This window comes from Reichenbachiella sp., from assembly GCF_965223055.1.
Lineage (GTDB): Bacteria > Bacteroidota > Bacteroidia > Cytophagales > Cyclobacteriaceae > Reichenbachiella.
Genome location: NZ_CBDCVM010000006.1, coordinates 322382 through 342517 on the forward strand (window position 1 = coordinate 322382; position 20136 = coordinate 342517).

General features: G+C 39.9%; 13 protein-coding genes. 3 read left to right on the top strand and 10 right to left on the bottom strand.

Going from position 1 to position 20136, the window contains the following annotated elements:
* Positions 1-208 precede the first annotated feature (208 nt).
* From hppD to ACOQO5_RS06515, 3 genes are all read left to right on the top strand, one after another.
* Entirely contained in the window at positions 209-1369 is a 1161-nt protein-coding gene (gene hppD, locus ACOQO5_RS06505) for a 4-hydroxyphenylpyruvate dioxygenase (protein WP_420580881.1), read from the top strand.
* Positions 1370-1497: 128 nt separating this feature from the next.
* On the top strand, positions 1498-2748 hold the full coding sequence (gene fahA / locus ACOQO5_RS06510) for a fumarylacetoacetase (protein ID WP_420580882.1): 1251 nt from the start codon (positions 1498-1500) through the stop codon (positions 2746-2748).
* Positions 2749-3003: 255 nt separating this feature from the next.
* The gene (locus ACOQO5_RS06515) at positions 3004-3903 is read left to right on the top strand and encodes a flavin reductase family protein (protein WP_420580883.1); all 900 of its coding nucleotides are present in this window, start codon (positions 3004-3006) and stop codon (positions 3901-3903) included.
* Between the two features lie 73 nt (positions 3904-3976).
* Here the strand turns inward: ACOQO5_RS06515 and ACOQO5_RS06520 are convergent, their stop codons facing one another.
* From ACOQO5_RS06520 to ACOQO5_RS06565, 10 genes are all read right to left on the bottom strand, one after another.
* Entirely contained in the window at positions 3977-4930 is a 954-nt protein-coding gene (locus tag ACOQO5_RS06520) for a polysaccharide lyase family 7 protein (protein ID WP_420580884.1), read from the bottom strand.
* A 178-nt stretch (positions 4931-5108) separates the two neighbouring features.
* Positions 5109-5867, bottom strand: coding sequence for an SDR family NAD(P)-dependent oxidoreductase (locus ACOQO5_RS06525; RefSeq protein ID WP_420580885.1), 759 nt, complete (start codon positions 5865-5867; stop codon positions 5109-5111).
* Between the two features lie 331 nt (positions 5868-6198).
* Entirely contained in the window at positions 6199-7470 is a 1272-nt protein-coding gene (locus ACOQO5_RS06530; RefSeq protein WP_420580886.1) for an MFS transporter, read from the bottom strand.
* A gap of 6 nt (positions 7471-7476) precedes the next feature.
* Positions 7477-7851, bottom strand: a complete 375-nt coding sequence (locus tag ACOQO5_RS06535) for a cupin domain-containing protein (protein WP_420580887.1) — start codon at positions 7849-7851, stop codon at positions 7477-7479.
* Between the two features lie 7 nt (positions 7852-7858).
* On the bottom strand, positions 7859-10132 hold the full coding sequence (locus ACOQO5_RS06540; protein ID WP_420580888.1) for a heparinase II/III domain-containing protein: 2274 nt from the start codon (positions 10130-10132) through the stop codon (positions 7859-7861).
* Entirely contained in the window at positions 10129-12420 is a 2292-nt protein-coding gene (locus ACOQO5_RS06545; RefSeq protein ID WP_420580889.1) for a polysaccharide lyase 6 family protein, read from the bottom strand. Before ACOQO5_RS06545 ends, ACOQO5_RS06540 begins: the two co-directional genes overlap by 4 nt.
* Before the next feature lie 128 nt (positions 12421-12548).
* Entirely contained in the window at positions 12549-14537 is a 1989-nt protein-coding gene (locus ACOQO5_RS06550; RefSeq protein ID WP_420580890.1) for a PKD domain-containing protein, read from the bottom strand.
* A gap of 11 nt (positions 14538-14548) precedes the next feature.
* Positions 14549-15976 carry a RagB/SusD family nutrient uptake outer membrane protein gene (locus ACOQO5_RS06555; protein WP_420580891.1) on the bottom strand — a complete coding sequence of 476 codons (1428 nt, stop codon included), beginning with the start codon at positions 15974-15976 and terminating at the stop codon, positions 14549-14551.
* A 32-nt stretch (positions 15977-16008) separates the two neighbouring features.
* Positions 16009-19095 (bottom strand): SusC/RagA family TonB-linked outer membrane protein, encoded by a 3087-nt coding sequence (locus tag ACOQO5_RS06560; protein ID WP_420580892.1) that lies wholly within the window; start codon positions 19093-19095, stop codon positions 16009-16011.
* 212 nt (positions 19096-19307) lie between these two features.
* Positions 19308-20072 carry a FadR/GntR family transcriptional regulator gene (locus ACOQO5_RS06565; protein ID WP_420580893.1) on the bottom strand — a complete coding sequence of 255 codons (765 nt, stop codon included), beginning with the start codon at positions 20070-20072 and terminating at the stop codon, positions 19308-19310.
* Positions 20073-20136 lie beyond the last annotated feature (64 nt).

Consider the following 20136-nt stretch of genomic DNA (forward strand, 5'->3'; position numbering starts at 1 on the left):
AAAGTTGGTTGAAAAAATAGAATATTAAATAAATGGCTGTCTCAAAAGCCCGATAAATTGTCATACTGAGTGGTTCGCCGTTGTACGGCTTACCATCGGGTACTCGAAGCCTTTCTGCGTAACGCAGGCAGACATTTCGAGAGCCTCAATGTGACAAATCTTTTAGATTTTAGGCTTTTGAGACAGCCACATCCAAAAAAATAAAATTATGGCAAAACAAGTAGAAAGTGTAAACTACGGTTTAGAGAAAATATTTGAAGGAGCACAAGACTTCCTTCCATTGTTAGGAACAGATTACATCGAGTTGTATGTGGGAAATGCCAAACAAGCCGCTCATTTTTATAAAACGGCATTTGGCTTTCAGTCCTTTGCATATAAAGGGCTAGAAACCGGAAGCAAGGACATTGTTTCTTATGTATTAAAGCAAGATAAGATCAGGTTGGTACTCACCACCCCGCTCAACTCCAAACACCCAATCAACGAGCATATCGTGAAACATGGTGACGGTGTAAAAGTAGTAGCCCTTTGGGTGGAAGATGCTAAAAAAGCATGGGAAGAGACCACATCAAGAGGCGCAAAATCTTATATGGAGCCTGTAGTAGAAAAAGACGAGCATGGTGAAGTTGTTCGATCTGGAATTTATACTTATGGCGAGACTGTTCACCTTTTTGTTGAGCGTAAAAACTACAACGGTGTATTTATGCCTGGCTTCGAAAAATGGGAGTCTGATTATAACCCAGAATCATTGGGTTTGAAATATGTTGACCACATGGTAGGCAACGTAGGCTGGGGAGAAATGAACACCTGGGTAAAATGGTATGAGGATGTGATGGGGTTTGAGAATTTTCTTTCATTCGATGACAAACAAATCCACACCGAGTACTCCGCTTTAATGAGTAAAGTGATGAGCAACGGAAATGGAAGAATCAAATTCCCGATTAACGAGCCTGCTGAAGGAAAGAAAAAATCTCAAATAGAAGAGTACCTTGACTTCTATGAAGGAGCCGGTGTTCAGCACATTGCAGTTGCCACTGACGACATATTGAAAACTGTAGCAGGCATGCGAGCTAGAGGTGTTGAATTTTTAACGACCCCGCCAGAAGCCTATTATGAAGAAGTGCCTGAAAGATTGGCTGCTCATGACCACAAGCTCAAAGAGGATATTGAAAAGTTGAAAAAACTGGGCATTATGATAGATGCTGATGAAGAAGGCTATTTATTGCAGATCTTCACACGTCCAGTAGAAGACAGACCTACACTTTTCTTCGAGATTATCCAAAGAATGGGCGCTAAAGGTTTTGGAGCAGGTAATTTCAAAGCACTTTTTGAATCCATTGAAAGAGAACAAGAACGTAGGGGAACGCTCTAGTTGAAAGTCGAAAGTTTAAAGTCATAGGTTGAAAAATGTAGAAAAATTTGACCTATACACTTTCGCATATAATTTTGAGCGTTAAACATTGAATTTTCAATTAACCCAAAACACTAAAAAATAAAATAATGACAAAATCCTGGATATCAGTAGCCGCTGAATCTGACTTTCCAGTTCAGAACATTCCTTTCGGAATAGTAAAAAATGGTAAAAGCTGGTATGGCGCCTCTCGAATTGGAGAATATGCGATCAACCTGGCCATTCTTCAAGAAAAAGGTTACTTAAAAGGCCTTTCGCTACCAGAGGGTATATTCGAAAAACAATATTTGAATGACTTCATTGCTTTAGGTAAACCAGTTACCAATAAGGTAAGGGAAAGGATTCAGAGTATTTTCGAAGAGCACTCCAAAAACGGACTTAGAGAAAATACAGTACATAGAAATGAAATATTGAAGGATGTAAAAAACCTTACAATGAGTCTACCAGTGCAGATTGGAGATTACACGGATTTCTATTCTAGTGAACAGCATGCTTTTAATGTAGGTTGTATGTTCAGAGACCCAGAGAATGCGTTGATGCCCAACTGGAAACATTTACCAGTAGGATACCATGGTCGTTCTTCGTCGGTCGTCATTTCAGGCACAGATTTTCATAGACCAAAAGGTCAGCAAAAGCCTAGCCAGGATCAGCCTCCTGTATTTGGCCCTTGTAAACTGCTAGACTTTGAGTTGGAAATGGGTTTTATCGTCGGGAAAGGTACTGAGCTAGGAGATACCATTACTACAGCCAATGCCGCTGATCACATCTTTGGTCTTTGCGTGTTCAATGACTGGTCAGCCAGAGATCTACAGAAATGGGAATATGTCCCTTTAGGCCCGTTCCTGGCAAAGAATTTTGCATCGCATCTCTCTCCTTGGATAGTGACCTTAGAGGCACTGGAACCTTTCAGAATCGAAGGTCCAAATCAAGACCCAAATGTTTTGCCATACCTGGAGTATGAAGGCAATCACCACTATGACATCGAACTTGAGGTGGCTATTGAAACAGAAAAAGGCGAAAGTAAAACCGTGAGTCAATCGAATTTCAAATATATGTATTGGAATATGATTCAGCAGTTGGCACACCATACGGTGAATGGCTGTAATGTTCAACCTGGCGATATGATGGCGTCTGGCACGATCAGTGGCCCAGAAGCGCACCAATACGGATCTATGCTAGAAATCGCCTGGCAGGGAACTAAACCAGTGCAAATGCCGGACGGCTCTGAAAGGAAATTCATCCAGGATGGCGACACGGTTGTGATGAAAGGATTTGGAAAAAAAGACGGTGTACGCGTAGGATTTGGTGAGGTTAGGGCAAAAGTGCTGCCAACGAAATAAACTTAGCACCCTCTAAGGTGACTCTGAGTGACAAAAGCAACATTACCCAAAAATGATCTTTGATCATTCATTTTTAAGTGTTGTTAATCCCGACCTAACCGTCGGGATTTTTCTTTTCCCTACCAATTTGTCCTATCGACTGAAGGGAGATATCCCATTGTTATCATGTGAGTACAACAAGATTTCTCCCGATGGTCATAATGACAAGGGAGAATGTATTACTTTTAATTATTAACAAAAAACATTGAACTTACGATGACTTCTATTGACCCAAAGTCGGTATCTACCGCACATTTTCATTCTGTACTTCTTTCGGCAGTTGCACCACGTCCAATTGCCTTTGCCAGCACCATCGACAAGGAAGGAAATGTAAATTTGAGTCCGTTTAGTTTTTTCAATGCTTTTAGTGCCAACCCACCCATTTTGGTCTTCTCCCCTGCTCGACGAGTACGGGACAATACGACCAAACACACGCTAGAAAATGTTCTAAAAGTACCTGAGGTAGTGATCAATATTGTTGATTACCCCATAGTGGAGCAGATGTCGTTGGCCAGTACAGAATACGGAGATGGTGTCAATGAATTTGTAAAAGCTGGATTTACTGAAATTCCTTCAGAAAAAATCAAACCACCCAGGGTCAAGGAATCACCAGTTTCTTTTGAGTGCAAAGTTTTGGAAGTGAAAGCGATGGGCGATCATGGAGGAGCCGGCAACCTGATTATTTGCGAGGTAGTAATGGCTCATGTACAAGACCACCTTTTGACAGATGATAAAAAAATAGATCCCACTCGACTGGAACTTGTGGCCCGCATGGGAGGTAATTGGTACACCAAGACCAATTCAGATTCCATGTTTGAAATACCCAAGCCATTAACCACCATGGGTATTGGTTTTGATCAGTTGCCTGAAAATGTAAAAAACAGTGCTGTACTCACCGGAAACAATTTAGGGAGACTGGCCAATGTAGAATACATTCCCACCAAAAATGAAATATTGAATATGGCCAGAGAACCTGAAGTAAGTGCCATCTTAGAAAGCTTTGCTGATGATGAGGAAAACCTGGAAAATGAATTACATATTCTAGCTCAGAAATACCTCGATTCTGGTGAAACTGCTCTGGCTTGGCAGGTAATTTTACAAGGTGAGTATTTATAAGAAACGGCCGACCCATATCAAACTTTGATGAGGCCAGCCGTCAGTAGGAGGTCTTAAATATCTTTCAAGTCAGTTATTCATGACTGACTTCCAATTCATAATATTTCACTTTAGCGAAAGCGTCTTCATCCAATGTAGTCAGGTAGTTTCCAGCTTTGAAATAGTTTTCGAAGATGCCCCATCTTTCCATATGGACATCATCATACACCATGGTCTGATCATCATTTAATGTAATTTCCATTTTGCCATCCGATACTTCCACCTCCAAGGTAAACTTGTCAAAATCTACTTTTTCGTCGAAGTTCACACCTGTCAGATCGCCCCAAGCATCTGTATGCAAAGCTTCGGTATCAGTGGCATCCAAATCTTTTAAATATTTCGTATGCACTCGCACGTAGCCATCGTTCCAGTAAATTTTGAGTACTGGAGGTGCGTTATTATCATCTTCTCCAATCAAATCTCTCTGCGCATTGGTCAGTCGTCCATGGATTTGCATAATAATCGTTCGATGATAATCTCCGTCACTTTCTTTTGTGATCGTATCCATGGCTAGCGTGCCTTTCATGTAGGCACCATCAGCAAAAGTCCAGTTGGTGCTATTGCTTCCTGCTACCATTTGCTCTCGAAGCTCAGTCCTGGAATATTTGGTATTATTCGTAGTGGCGCCGGGATAAGTATAAAACACCAAACTTCCATCAGTAGAGTCATTGTACATGAATGGTAGCAACGTTTCATTGGTTGCATAGTCCAATATTTCCGGAGGCTCCACCTCTGTTGGATTTCCAATAGGTAAAGTGACTTTCCAGTTGTTCAAATCAATATTGGGGAGAAAATAGTCTACACCCTCTACCAAATCACTTTCAGTTTCATTCTTCTCTTCCTCTTCCTGATTTTCTTCCGGATCAGATGTCTCCTCTTCGGTTTTTATAATTTCATCAGCATCGTCCTCTCCACAACCGTTGCCCATCACCACGAACATTAGCAGCATCACACAGATCAAATATCTCATCCCCTCAACTCTTTTCATCTTTGTATTATTTATAATAATTTTTCTCTCTTTCTACTGGCTCAATACCTGCAATTATCAATTCCAGCCGCTAAACTTTTCAACACCTCAACAATTGATGGATACAATCAAAATCTGTGCTAAAAAAACAGCAGATTCGGAATAGTTAAAATTCCGAATCTGCATAATTCTGGTTTCGTTAGATTCCTAATGCTTGTCCACCACCAATTTGGATGGTTTCAGCAGTTATGAATGAAGCATCATTACTTCCCAAGAAAGAAACCACAGAAGCCACTTCTTCAGGCTCTCCAATTCTTCCCAACAAAATGTTGTTTTTCCATGAAGCGAATACTTCAGGTTTAGTTGCTTTAATCTGCGCATGGAATGGCGTATCAATTGTACCCGGAGATACAGCATTTACTCTAATTCCATATTCAGCTAAATCCTTCGCTAATGCTCTTGTAATAGCATGAACACCAGCTTTAGATGTTCCATAAATGCCAGCACCTGGTCCACCAGCATTCCAGCCTGCATTAGAAGTATAATTGATGATCGAAGCATTTTCACCTTTCTTCAAGAAAGGAATTGCCGCTCTTGAAGCAAAGAATACAGAATCAAGGTTCAAAGCCATGACGAATCTGTAAAACTCAGTTGTCATTTCTTCAAATCTGGATCTTCCACCCAATCCACCTGCGTTGTTTACCAACAGATCGATTTTACCGTATTTCTCTCCAATTTTGTTGATGTTTTCAGTTACTTCAGCTTCATTGGTCACATCAAAACCATAGTACTCTGCTGTGATTCCTTCTGCTTCAAGTTCTTTTACTCTTTCAGCTCCTTTATCGTCTTCGATACCGTTTAGCACAACAGTGTACCCATCTTTTCCTAACCTCTTTGCAACTGCAAATCCAATTCCACCTGTAGCTCCTGTTATGATCGCTACTTTATCTTTCGCCATGATATTTCTATTTAAAATTCAGTTTTCTAATTAATTGTGGGCTTATCCTTTTCCCAAAAGAAGGCAGAACCCATGCCCAGGGTACAAGTAGTTTGCCGTCAGTTGAATTGGCACAGCAGATGGAGCTGGCAACTGCCCTTACCTACTCTTGATTTGACCTAGTCAAATCAATAAACCGTTTCATTCGCTGATCTCTGATAACAGCGATCAGCTTAGAATGAATTCAATTACTTTCGGTCTCCTCAAAATTTGTTGGCCCAAATCCTTTGGAACCCGTCAATAATCAAATCATCTATATTTTTACAGTTTGCGTCTCAAACTGCCTTTATTTTTAATCTTCCTGATCTACAGGTTTAATTTCTTTCGCAAAGAAGTAAATCGACAAAATGCACAGCGGCACAAACAAAGCGATCATCACGAATATTGGTGTGTAAGAAAACTTCTCTGTGATCACTGGAACTAAGAAGTTCATAATAATCACTGAAAAAATTCCAACAGTCCCACCTAAACCAGCTAAAGAACCTACAGATTTACCACTAAATAAATCACTTGGTATGGTTTGGATATTGCTAATCACAAACTGGAAGCCATATAGTACAAAAGCTACAATGGCTACAAATTTGACCGCTGTATCACCAGCAAGTATGGTGGCAACAAGTCCCAAGAACATAATGACACAACCCACCATGATGGTTTTCTTTCTGGCTTGGTCTACACTAGCTCCATTGATAAGCAATCGGCCGGAATAATAGCCTCCAGATAAACTACCCAAAGCAGCGCCTACATAAGGCACCCATGCAAAGAATCCAATCTCTTTCACATTGAAGCCATAAACATCAGCCAAATAAATCGGCATCCAGCCTACAAACAACCACCAGATAGGCTCAACAAAAAACCTTGAAGCCAATACTGCCCATGATTCTCGTTTTGATAGAATCTGCATCATGCTCAACCCTGGCTTATCCTCCGCTTCTTTTGTTTCATTCAACCCCGAAAGGATATGTTCTTTTTCTTCTTCAGTGATCCATGGGTGTTTGCCTGGTACATTTTTGTTCATGATCCACCAAGGAATGATCCATACTAAACCTAAAAGACCCAACAGAACAAATGTCATTTTCCAACCAATCATCACCCAAACTATGGCGATTAATGGAGGTGCTACGATAGATCCTAAAGCTGCTCCTGAATTAAATATCCCTTGAGCAAATGCTCTTTCTTTTACCGGAAACCACTCGGCGTTACTTTTTACCGCGCCTGGCCAGTTACCGGCTTCACCTAATCCTAACAATACTCTGAAGAAGCTAAATGAACCCACTCCACGAGCAAATGCATGCACAGCAGTAGCTAGGCCCCAGACGGTTATAGATACCACGAACCCCAACCGAGTTCCAATCTTATCAAACATTTTCCCAGAAAGTGATTGTCCTACTGCATAGGCTATCAAAAACACATTGAGTATAATGGCATAATCTGCTTTCGTCATACCCAAATCCTTAGATATATCGGGCCACATAATAGCCAATGCGGATCGGTCAATATAATTGATTACTGTAGCCAGACATACAAGCCCAACAATCCACCATCTTAGTCCTTTTATCTTCATATTCGTTTAGTCTTTATCTCCAAAATAGGATACGCCCTCGCCAGATAGAAAATCTTCTCTAACTGGGCTAAATGTATCTATCAACATTCCTTCTTCTAAGCACACTGCTCCGTGAACAAGGTTTGGCTCTATGTACACACCATCTCCTCCACTCACTTCTTGTTTCACTCCGTCAATTTCAAACTCAAATTTGCCTGAAACACAGTAAGTAGCTTGTGTATGAAAATGACTGTGTGGCGTACCCAAAGCTCCTTTTTCGAACTTTACCAATACCATCATAATCTGATTATCATATCCAAGAAACTTTCTAGACACACCGCCTCCAAGCTCTTCCCATTCCATTTCCTTAGTCAGGATATATTTTTCGCTATTTCTTTCCATTTCCTACTTAATATTTTTTTAAATCGTAAATTCCATTCCATTCTAACTGACCGTTAGATGTTTCTACAGCATGTCTACCCCCTTCATCATCATCAGATAATGAAAAAGCAAAGTGATATCGCTCTCCAGTTTTGAGTTCAAAACCAACAATTGCATAAGCTTCTGATTGGTGTAGCACTTCCAAACTGGCAATAGAAGTAAATGAGTTTATTGGACGTTCTGATGCGTAATCATAATTTCCATGTATTTCATAAAGGCTCGCAAAGAGTGTATTGCCGCCTTTTCTTCGATGTATAAGTCCCGGGTCTCTTCGAAGATTAAAATTCGGATCGTTGGCTCCAATTCTCGTTAAGATCATTTCATCTCCAGACTCAACAACAGACGTAACTGTATAAAATCTCTTACTATTAAACCAGGTCATACTAAATATATCTTCTTCGAGCATAGTCTGGCCTTCAGCCCACAAGTGCTGATAACCATCATTAGTTCCCATTGGAGCAAGGTCATTATGCATTTGAAACTTTTGATTGGAAGACATAAACTCCCCCAAATAGTATAGAGGCAAATCATATCTGGTGCCTTCTGGAGCTTGTACCGAAAACAAATCAATGACAAGTGGTTTTTCTAACTCTCCAATATTGATCACCGACATGGTTCTTTGCATGCCCACTTTATCATAGGCATTCATTTCCTTAGCACTAACGATCTGAACTGAATCGCCTCCTGAAAAATAATAAGGTGTACCAGAAGTCTTATCTGCTGGTTTTACTTTTCCATCAAAATGTGAGTCTTTGTCAACAACCAGTGTATTATGAGCCACCGTCTCTTTGGCCCAACTGTGATTTTCTTTCAAATATCCACCACCATCTTTGTGCTCGATATTTACCCAACGAGCTGCGCCATAATCCTGAATAACTTCTCCTGTTTGATCATATAGCAAAAAACCTAAACGATCGAAATGTCCATGCCCCATGCCATGCTTAGCGTATTTCATTACTAAAGTCACATCTTGGGCTCGGATAATTCCTATCGCACCTTCATCTCCATTAGCGCCATCAGACAACTCGACACTTTTGTATTCAAACTTTTGAGCTTTGCCATCAGCCACTCCTTTAGCCGCCGCCATGCCTGCATTGTTCAATGGCACTCGTCCTTGGTGTTCAACGATCGATAGTAGTCCTGCATCTTTCCCCCCAAGAGCATAGGCCATGCTCACAGCATGCACGAGTTCTCTTGAAGCCAGGGACATCCCTTTTTGCGAATCGTTGATAGGGAAAAACTCCCCTGCTGCATTAGTCTGGTTGATCAACGCATAAATAGCTTTTATGAGCAGACCCTCTCGATAATCTAATATCCCTATTTCTGGTTTTTTATTGGCCAAAGCCTGCGCAAAAATCAAGAACGGATACATGGCGTATCGCTGATAGTAAGGCCCCTCAGTATAGTATCCATCAGGTGAAAAAGAGTGATCAATCTGAGCTAGAAACCCTGCTTCCTTTTGCCCTTCAAGTTGTATATCTCCCCCATCATTATCCTTGACAATATCTCCAGGCACTTTAATATCCAATCCATTGAGTGCCCAGTTGATCAGTTCCTCATCGTCCATGACCAACCCGATCATACCAACAGCGGCATTACCCCAAGTACTGTGATTGTGGATTCTATTAAAGAATTGTGGATTCTCAATTGAAATATATTCAGCATAAGGGCGAAAAAGTTCTTTGTTTAATTTTTCTCTAGTCGATTCATCCAACCAATCGTAGATACAATCATATCCTTGACTAGCATATACCAACCAATTCGCATCATTCAAACATTGCCAAAAGATCCTACCTCTTGCATAAGAGCGCTCTGCAGGATGCTTTCCTATGGTTGGCCACAATTTCGCATAAGCCAAAAACATATCTCTTACATATACTGCATACTTTTCATCTCCTGTAATCTGAAACAAGACACCTGCCTTTTGGATAATGAAGAAGTTTGACTTATGCCTTTCATGTGTATAGCCTCCTGCCAAATCTTTAGGAATAGGGACTTCTATTCCATTAGCAATTTCAGCATCTACTTCTTTGATGACCGCTTTAAGTGTTTGGTCAAAGAGTGGCACACGACCGAGATTAGATTTTATTTCAGCAACTCCTCCTGATGTAAGTACTAAGCTTGGATGCTCATCAGATAGGAACTGTTGTTCTGTAGACTCAACTCCTCCAACACATGAGAAAAGTGACAGAACAACAGCTACACTAAAACCTATACTGATATAACAAAACTTTATCTTCATAGCGATGATCCGAGTTTTACGCCATCGTTTCCATTGGCATTCTTCGCCAATTTGAGGTTAGACAATGTTGCCGTCTTATCGCTAATGATAAGCTTAGACTGGTCAATATTGCAATCAGATATTTTAGTAATAGGTTCTCCAACAGTATGGAAAATATCGAAAGTCTTGATGTCATCGAATACAGAATTCGAAATCATAGTCTTTTGTACCCCATGTAGAGTGAATGCCTTACCCTCCTTGTTCTTTGGTCCATAACCCACCTTTTCAAATGAACAGTGATCGATGTATAATAGTGGACCAAAGGTGCTTTCGTCACTTCCACCTCGGTGTAGATTCACGATTTCTTTTCCAATATTCTTAAATGAATTATTATTTAAGATGACGAACTCAGCGTTGTAAATACCGATATCATCAGACTCTTGATTAAGCTCCAGAATAGTTCCACTTACATCACTAAACTTAGAGTTTTCAATCATGATACTGTCTGCAAAAGTGTTCTTATAGACCTTCAAGATATTGAAGGAATGATTCACATCAAGATCTCTAAACTCACAATTGTTGATGAATAACTTGTAGTTTCTATTCATAGAATACCTACTGGTAGACACCACAGCATTGCCCGCATAATCAGGACATTCTGCACCATCAATCACGAGACCATCCATTTGAAGTGCTCCTCCATTTTCTATCACGAATAGGTTTGATTTTTCGAACCTAACTATAGCACCTTCTGTAGATTGAATAGTTACAGGTACACTCAATGGAACCTTCTTTTCTAACAAATACTCTCCGCCAGCCAATGTATATACATCACCTGCTTTCGCATTTTTCATTACATCAAATAGATCAGAGCCGGCTTCCACATTTATCGCTCTTCCATAACCAAAAGTTTTTCCAATTGAAGGTTTAGTATACCAGGTAGGTCCCGTACCTTCTTTAGAAACCACAGAAAAGTCATCCGTGATACCAGCTGTAATGGCATTATTCTTCAAGCCAAATATTCCATTTTCACTTTCTACAACTTCAGAATCAATCGCTTCAAATCCATTATTGCTAATAGGAACAATATTGGGGCTTAATACATTGCCATCGAAAGAAATACCTGAGATATCATCATATGCCGTAAAGACATCTGATTTTGATTCATTCCAAAATATATTATTAGATATTGAAGTGCCTTGAGGGATGGCGCTTCTTTCTTCATCGCTCCCTGCGCATAGCTGCACATAGTCACAATTGATAAAGGTATTGTTGTTAATCTTGGAATCGATCACCTGGTTGTACCTATTAATTGGAGAATTGGGCACGCCATTCATCACAACCATAGCACCTCGAAACCTATGACCTGTCAGGCCATAACCATAGTTATTTACTACAGTTTGTCTTTCATTGATCACCCGAATACCACCAGTATGTGGTTTGCCATTGCCAAAGAAGGCATTGCTTTCTGCAATATTGTCATTGCCATGTCTGAAGGTCAAGGTGCCAACACATTCGTCGAACACATTGCCTTTGAATAAATTTCCACATGATTTGTTTGAGATGATTTCATGCTCACCATCGCAGCGATCGAAGTAATTATTGATCACTTGTGTGTTTGAAAATGATAGAGAGTAATGGCTCGTACCAATCCTTAGGGTCTCTCCACCATTGGCACCTAAATTTTCCCTAGGGCCAAAGTAATTATGATCGATCAAATGTCCATTTTCCAAACTCTCTTTAGAGTTGAGCCTCACAGCCATGGTCACCCCTTTGTTGCCTTTGCCTACTAGGGCATTGTGATCGAATCGGTTGTTTTTTCCATACATTCCTACCCAGTAGTCGCTTTCATGTCGCTCTGGATTGGAATAATTATCCACTAATGTTTCAGTTATTCTACAGTTGTTAGCCAAATCATTCTTTTTGATTTTGAATGAAATCACTTCTGCGGTAGGAGTGTATCCATTAGTAAAGTGTAAACCACTTACAACTACATACTCGCCTGCCATTTTCAGATTTGAAGCTCCAGTCAATTGTACCCCTCCTAGTGTTTCGGCCATAACTACTATTGGTGCTTCGACAGTTCCTTGGGCTTTGATGACGAGTTCAGCATCTTTCCATTCACCATTGGCCAATCTTATCGTATCACCAGGGTTAGCCATAGTCAATTTGGTTTTCAACTCCTCTGCACTACTCACTGTACCAACAGTTTTCGTCTCATATCCGCACGATGTACCAAACATCCATAATGACATAAGCAGACTTAAGGTCACTGGGTTAATGAACTGTGTATTCTTCAATTCTTTCATTCTTTTGTTTAGTTAGGAGCCAGCTCACGCTGCCTATCCTTATGATTGTAAGTCTTTATGTTTTCAGACCTCATTAACTGAAAAAATATACACCCTGGTAAATCCAGGGTGTATATATATTGTTTATTTTAATTTGCCTCTACAATAGAAGCTGGTAGAATCTTGATATTATCATAAAAAGACTTACCACCGTGCGCCCACATCCAAATAGATACTTCTCCACTTCCAGGGGCAGTGAATTTGCCTCTAATAGTTCTCCACTGAGGGCTATCAGAACCACCACTTGTCTCACCATTGGATACTGTACCTTGGATTTCAACTAAACTAGAGCCATCTAAAGAAGCTGCGTAGGCATCGGATCCATCTGCAAAGTGGCCATCCAATATTTCACCTGCTACTACAGTACCATCGGCATTGTTGTAAGAAAACTCGAGGTAATACTCTACGCCAGGGCTAAGATCCATCTCCTGATAGGAATATCTGGTATCAGTATCCGGAGTTGACCCATCCGCATTAGCACACTTAGACCCATCGATTTTAGCACCTCTGGTTTTGGAATCCGTATCGGTTCCGTCGTAAGTTTCGAATGCTCCATCTGCACTATCGCTATATGGTGTAGTTCCTGAAATTTCGCCACCTCCATAAGAATTGACTCTCCAGTAATCTCTGTCGTCACCAGTGTCAGTGTTTTCAAAATCTCCACCCAATACTTTTGGCACACCAATTGCCAAAGTCTCTGTTTTTTCGCTCTCAAATCCTGTGCTACTAATAGCCGTAAGCTTAACCGTATAGAACCCAGGTCCTCCACTATATATATGAGTTACAGTAGCGTTTGCGTCAGTAGTAGAATATTGGAAACCATCTCCAAAATCCCAAACAACACTCGCTGCAGTAACGGATTCATCAGTAAAATCAATGGTGAAAATATCGGCACCTTCAGCATATGAAAATGCAGATGTGGTTGGTGCATGTAGGTCAAAAGTGATTGAAAAATCAGCAGAAAGACCTGCATCATTTTTACCAGTTAAACTCACTTCATAATTGCCAGCTTCAGCATATACATGCGTAGGAGACGCTTCCGTCGACATATTTCCATCACCAAAATCCCACTCATAAGAAGTGGCATCAACAGAAGTATTAGTAAAAGTATAAGACAAATAGTTGACATCGCTCTGTTCCATAGAGAATGACACTGACGGTGGAATAGCGCCGTCAGGTGCAATATCAATGGAGAATTCGTCTAATCTTGTCTCAACATTTCCATCGTTATAGAAGTAAATCGCCACAGTAGTATTATCACCTGAATTGAATGCTAACCTCTGCTGAACATAAGTTTCAGGATCAGAAGTATCATTGATCGTTACAGATGCAATAATTCCTGCTTTGGCTTCTACTGCACTGCTAATTGGACCATTTTCAGTAACACCAACAATAGCAACAATTGCCCATGGGTCGGAAGAATCGTCCTTCATCGTATACCAGAAGCTTAGATCATAGTTTTGATCTGCTTCTACGACGAACTCCTGGTATCCTTGACGAGGATTGTCTGGCTGAGATTCCAACTTAGCAGCCTGATTTCCAAAACTCACTGGACTACCTGATATTCCAAAAACAGAATTCTCATCTGGCCAGGAATTTCCTGACTCTGTCCAGGACTTAGATCTCCATGGATCTCTTCCATCTCCAGTTTCTCCGTCACCTTCAAAACCTGACTCTTTCAATACTGGTTGATAAGGCCCTTCTACAACTGAAATTGTAATAGTTGTATCTGACTCGACACCCAGTTTATCCATGGCGTATATGGTAACATCGTAATTACCAAAAGCTCCATATGTATTCGATGGATTTTCTTCATCAGAAGTATTACCGTCACCAAATTCCCAGCTAAAATCGGTAGCACTTTCGGACTGATTAGTGAATACAATTTTCTTTTGATCCTCTGGGTCTGAGCTATAACTAAAAGCTGCCTTCGGAGGTGTAGTATCCGCTATAGACCCTGCGGCAGGCAACGTATCCTTCTCACATGCTGTGAAAAATACAGTACTGACGATTAATGAAAATCCAGCTAGTAAGTTCATCACTTTGATGAACTTACTTGTTTTTATATTTTTTGTCATTGATTTCAATTTTAGTATCCAGGGTTTTGACTCAACAATCCTTTACTCAAGTTGATTTCTCTTTGAGGAAAAGGAAGCAATAGATCATTAGCTGAAAAATTGAATCCATTATCAGTAGCAAATGCTCCTAATGTACTTTCAGCTAACCCTAATCTGATTAAATCAAACAATCTATGATTTTCGAAAGCCAACTCAACTCTTCTTTCGTCAGCTAAATCCTGCTTGGTAATACTACTTACCAAAGTAGTAAGACCCGCTCGATCTCTTACTTCTTGGAAAGATGCTAAAGCTGCTGCGTTAGAAATAGGCCCGTCAGCTCCTGCAAGTAAAGACTCTACGTGCATCAACAATACGTCCGCATATCTTAAAACGATCCAATCATTTCCAGCTAAAGTAGGATCACTTGATACAGGATCAATTCCTAAATTTTCATCTCCATTTGGAAGATATTTAACTACTTGTGAATGAACGGGTTGCAATGCATCTATTCTCATTGAATAAGTGGCTCTCATGGTACCACCCAAAGCAGTAAGCGCTGCTTTGGCTTCATCAGTTACATAGTTAACTCCACTCGTTCTTCCCACTGCGTTTAGCCATTCTGCAGAGAAATTTTGACTGTCATTACCATTATCAGAATCGTATCCAATAGCAAAGATTACTTCATCATTGTTTTCTGAATAAAACAATTCATTAAAGTCTGATACTAAATCAAACGCTGCACTTGACATGATACTTTCACAAAGCGTCTGTGCTGTACTATAGTTGCCCAAGGTCAAATGAACCTTAGCTAATAGTGCCTGAGCGGCCGCTTGAGAAGCTCTGTTTTTATATGTATTGTCTAAATTTGCTGCAGCAGTTTCCAAGTCGCTCACGATTACTGCATAAACGTCTGCTGTTGGAACTTTAGTAAATGCAGTCTCTTGATCTGACGGCTGAATCACCTCAGTAGCCAAAGGAATATCTCCAAATAATCTTACAAGATTAAAATAAGCATAAGCTCTAACAAATTTAGCCTCACCTTCGAATTGTCCAGCTCTAGCTGCAGAAGCATTCCCAATATTAGCTAAAACAGTATTAGCTCTGAAAATCACATTATACATACTTGCATAGTAATCTGCTACTATACCATTGGTCGCTTCAACAGCGAAACTTTCGAATTGAGCCGTTTCACCTTCACTACTTTTAGTTTTGGTATTATCACTTCTCATTTCAGTCAGGTAAAACTCGACCTGAATACCGTGTAAATCGGTAGTAGTGGTAGAATTGATTCCCTGTATACCATCATACATGGCGATTACACCGGCTTCTATCTCGGTATCATTTTGATAGAAAGCATCAGCACTAATCGCTGAAGTAGGCGCTGGAGACAAAAAATTGTCTTCACAAGCGATAAGGTGTATCGCAAGTACAAACAGCGCTATGATTCTTAAATTTTTCATAGTATTATCTTTTATATTCATGATCACCCTGATTAAAATTCAATGATTACCCCTACCACAACAGATCTAGGAATCGGTGCACCAGCACGTTGATATCCATAAGTTGTAGGAGAAGTAGTGGTCAATGATTCAGGATTGAAACCTGTGTAATCACTAGCCTTGAGGTACATCAGATTAGACCCACTTACATAAAGCCTTGCATTGGTCATGCCTACTTTCGAAGCCCACGCCGCTGGCAAGTTGTAACCCAAGTTTACGTTTCTAAGTGCCACATATGAAGCATCTTGAACGATTGAATTGGTGAAAATCTTCTGCTGAATAAACTGTTGATCTGGAGTCAAAGCTGGATCAAAATCTTGCTGGCTGTTGAAGTGATTGTACAAATATTGGTCACCCATATTTCTCACCTCAGCTCCATGACTACCCTGGAACATGAAAGACAAATCAAAATTGCCAAAAGTAACTGTATTGGTAATACTCCAAATGAAATCAGGATATGGGTTTCCTAATATAGTTTTATCACTATCATCGATCACACCATCACCATTTAAATCTCTCACATAAACATCTTGGGCTTGTCCGCCAATTGGGTGATAAGCATCATTCAAATGTTCTTTATCAATTTGTCTATCGACAACATATCCATAAAAAGAAGAGATTGGATTTCCTACTGAGCTAATCCATTCAGCTGCCCTTTTTGAGTCCACACTTTGGATTAAGCCGTCAGAATCAGCAAAGTCCGTCAAAGTATTTTTGTTTTTAGAAGCCAAAACAGTGGTCGACCACTTGAATTTTTCAGTCCTAATGTTCGTAGTTCTTAATTCTACTTCAATACCTTCGTTCCTAACTTCTCCAATGTTTACCAAAGCATTGTTAAATCCGGTAACACCTGAGATATCAACATTCAAAAGCAAATCGTCACTAGTACGTCTATAAACATCTACGGAACCAGAAATTCTATTTTCCAAGAATCCGAAATCTATTCCAGGATTTATTTCAATTGACCTTTCCCATCCTAACTCAGGGTTAGCGATATTTTGTGGATTAAATCCTGTAGCAACGCCACCACCAACAACTGCAGTCCTTGAACTCAACAATGCAGTATGAGAATACCAATCATTTAATCTATTTCCTGTAGAAATCTGATCATTTCCTGTCACACCATAACTGGCTCTAATTTTCAAGTTACTAAGTACACTAGAACCTGCAAGAAATGCTTCTTCTGATATTCTCCATCCCACAGAAGCAGCAGGAAAGTTACCATACTTAGTTTCCGAACCAAATACTGAACTACCGTCTCTTCTCAAACTAACAGATGCCAAATATTTATCTGCAAAAGAGTAGTTCACACGTCCAATAAATGAAAGCAATCTTTTTTCTCTTTCTCTAGAACCCCAAGAAGAAGCAGTTGATGCTGCATCCAAAGTAGGTACATAATCAAATTCGTAACCTGTTCCAGCAACGTCTGTGTATCTTTCCTTAAATGTTTCTCCTACCACACCGGCAGTACCAGAAATATCATGAGAGCCGAAAGATTTTGAGTAGTTGACAAATGTTTGACCTACCACGTGAATTTTGTTCTCATTGTTGATAGTCAATGAAGCAGCAGATGCTCCATTTCTATTAGACAATACACCTTGGTATCTCTTTCTTTCTGTATTTTGATAATCTCCAGAAATAGCAGCTTGTATTGACAAGTCATCGGTGATCTTGTATTTGGTATAAAACTTACCAAACATCTTAAATTGGAGATCTGTTCTATTTCTCTCCAAAACCTTCGCAGCTGGATTGGTATTTGACGTGTTACTGATGTCAATCAAAGTACCGTCACCATCCAAATCATAGTTGTCAAAATGGCGTTGCACCGCATAATCACCGATTTGAACATCAGGGTACGTATTTCTATCTACATACTGAATCGTATTTTCATCATGATAAACAGGCAACCATGGCGTCTGTCTCAATATGTCATGAGTAGATCCGTCGAATCTTCTTCTTTCAGTATAAGACGGGTTCAAGCTTACACCAAAAGACAAATCATCATTCACTTTAGTGTCTACCTTAGCCTTGAAATTATACTTCTTAAAATTATCAGTCAACAAAACACCTTCATCATGAGCATATGTCATGGCTGTGCTGAAAGTAGTGGATTCATTTCCTCCACGTGCACTGATGGTGTGACTCTGTGTATTTCCTCCATCAAAGATGATATCTTGCCAGTTGTTATCTACACCAATCAACTCTTTATATCTAGAACGATCTGAAAGTTCCCCATTAGCCGCTCTTTCAGCAGCCATTCCGTCAGCTACAGAGGTATTGTAATCAGGGTTGTTCTGAACATCTTGCCATCCGTAGAATCCATTATAAGAAAATTTCGTCTTACCTGATTCTCCAGATTTAGTTGTGATCATTACCACACCATTTGCACCTCTTGAACCAAAAATCGCAGCAGAAGCTGCATCTTTCAATACTTCTATAGACTCCACATCGTTCATGTCAATGTTTGACCAGAATTCTGAATCTACAGCGACACCATCGATTACAAGCAAAGGACCAGATCCACCTGTAATAGACCCTACTCCTCTAATTTGAATGGTTGGTGCTCCACCTACTCCATCAGGGCTAGTAGCTTGAACATTCATACCAGCCACACGTCCGACCATGGCCTGATCTGCCCTTGATGTAGGTATCTGATCAATGTTAGTGTTTTCTACTTTTGCAATAGCCCCAGTCAAATGAGACTTCTTCTGAGTACCATAACCGATAACAACAACTTCTTCGAGTTGCTCTATATCCGGAGCCATTGAAACGTCTATTGTGGATCTGCCACCTACAGTTACACTTTGTTTCAAGTATCCTATAAAAGAAAAGTCCAATACAGCATCAGAAGCTACTTCCATTGCATATTTTCCGTCGATATCCGTAACTGTTCCGTTAGTAGTTCCTTGCACGAGGATCGTAACACCTGGTAATGGCTCATTTTCTTCAGAGTTAACTACCCCTGAAACTTTGATATTTTGAGCGAATACCGGAGTTATTATCATCACATTCAACACTAGCAACAAAAGCGTCAAATTCAGCTTTTGGTAGCGTTTAGATAATAGTAAAATGTTTTTCATTTTAAATGATTTTGTTCACACTTAGTAAATAGTATTTGCTGATGCGGGTAGGTAAAAAAGACGCACCTTTCCTGTAGAATTACAGTAATTGGTTATCTTTGGATCAGCAATTGATCTCTTCAATGAAATACCGATGGCCAAATTGATATTTCAACATTGATAGATCGATCCCGCTTGTGAATGGGTTGACCCTTGGTTAATCCATTCTTTTTTTAAGTTCCTGTCAGTCCTTCATTAAGTTCTTCGTTTTTAGTGTTATATAATTGTTCTACTTGTATCGTTTTAGAATAATCAAGAATATCCACCAAATGCCCTCGCATTTCCTTGGCTACAGTCTCTTTATCCTGATTTTTTATTGCTTCCAATATTCTTTCATGTTGTTCCACCGCCTTATTTGATCTTCCATCACCGCACACATCGTGTTGCTTGAAATAAGAAAGAATATCTGGGGTGATAATCAACATCAATGATTTAAGAACAGAATTTTTGCTAGCTTCAGCTATTTTGAGATGAAACATCAAATCTTCCTCTACTGCGTGATCTGCCTGTTCAATTTTAGCTCTGTGAGCAAAGAGTGCTTTTTCGATTTCTCTTATGTCATTGCCGGTTCTTCGCTCAGCTGCCAACACACCACTATTTACTTCTAGAATCACTCTGGTTTCTACCAGTGAATTAAAATCATCACCTTCCAGTTTCAAGACATCAGAAATCAAACCTTCCAAGGCCGTGATGCCCATTCCGGCTACAACTGTTCCACTCTGAGGAAGTGTTTTTAGAATCCCATAGAATTCAAGTTTTTTAATTGCATCTCTTAAATGTGTTCGCCCAACACCCAAAGCATCACACAGTTTTCTTTCTGAAGGGAGCTTGTCGCCTGGTTTCAATTGACCAGAAGTGATAAGTTGCTTGATTTGGTTAATGATCTTATCAACCGGCGTTTCAATTACTATCTGACTAAAATTCTTAAGTAATTCCATTTTATATATTCAAATCATTGATGATTGGTCGACCAATTTATAACAAATAATTTTAAATGCAAAA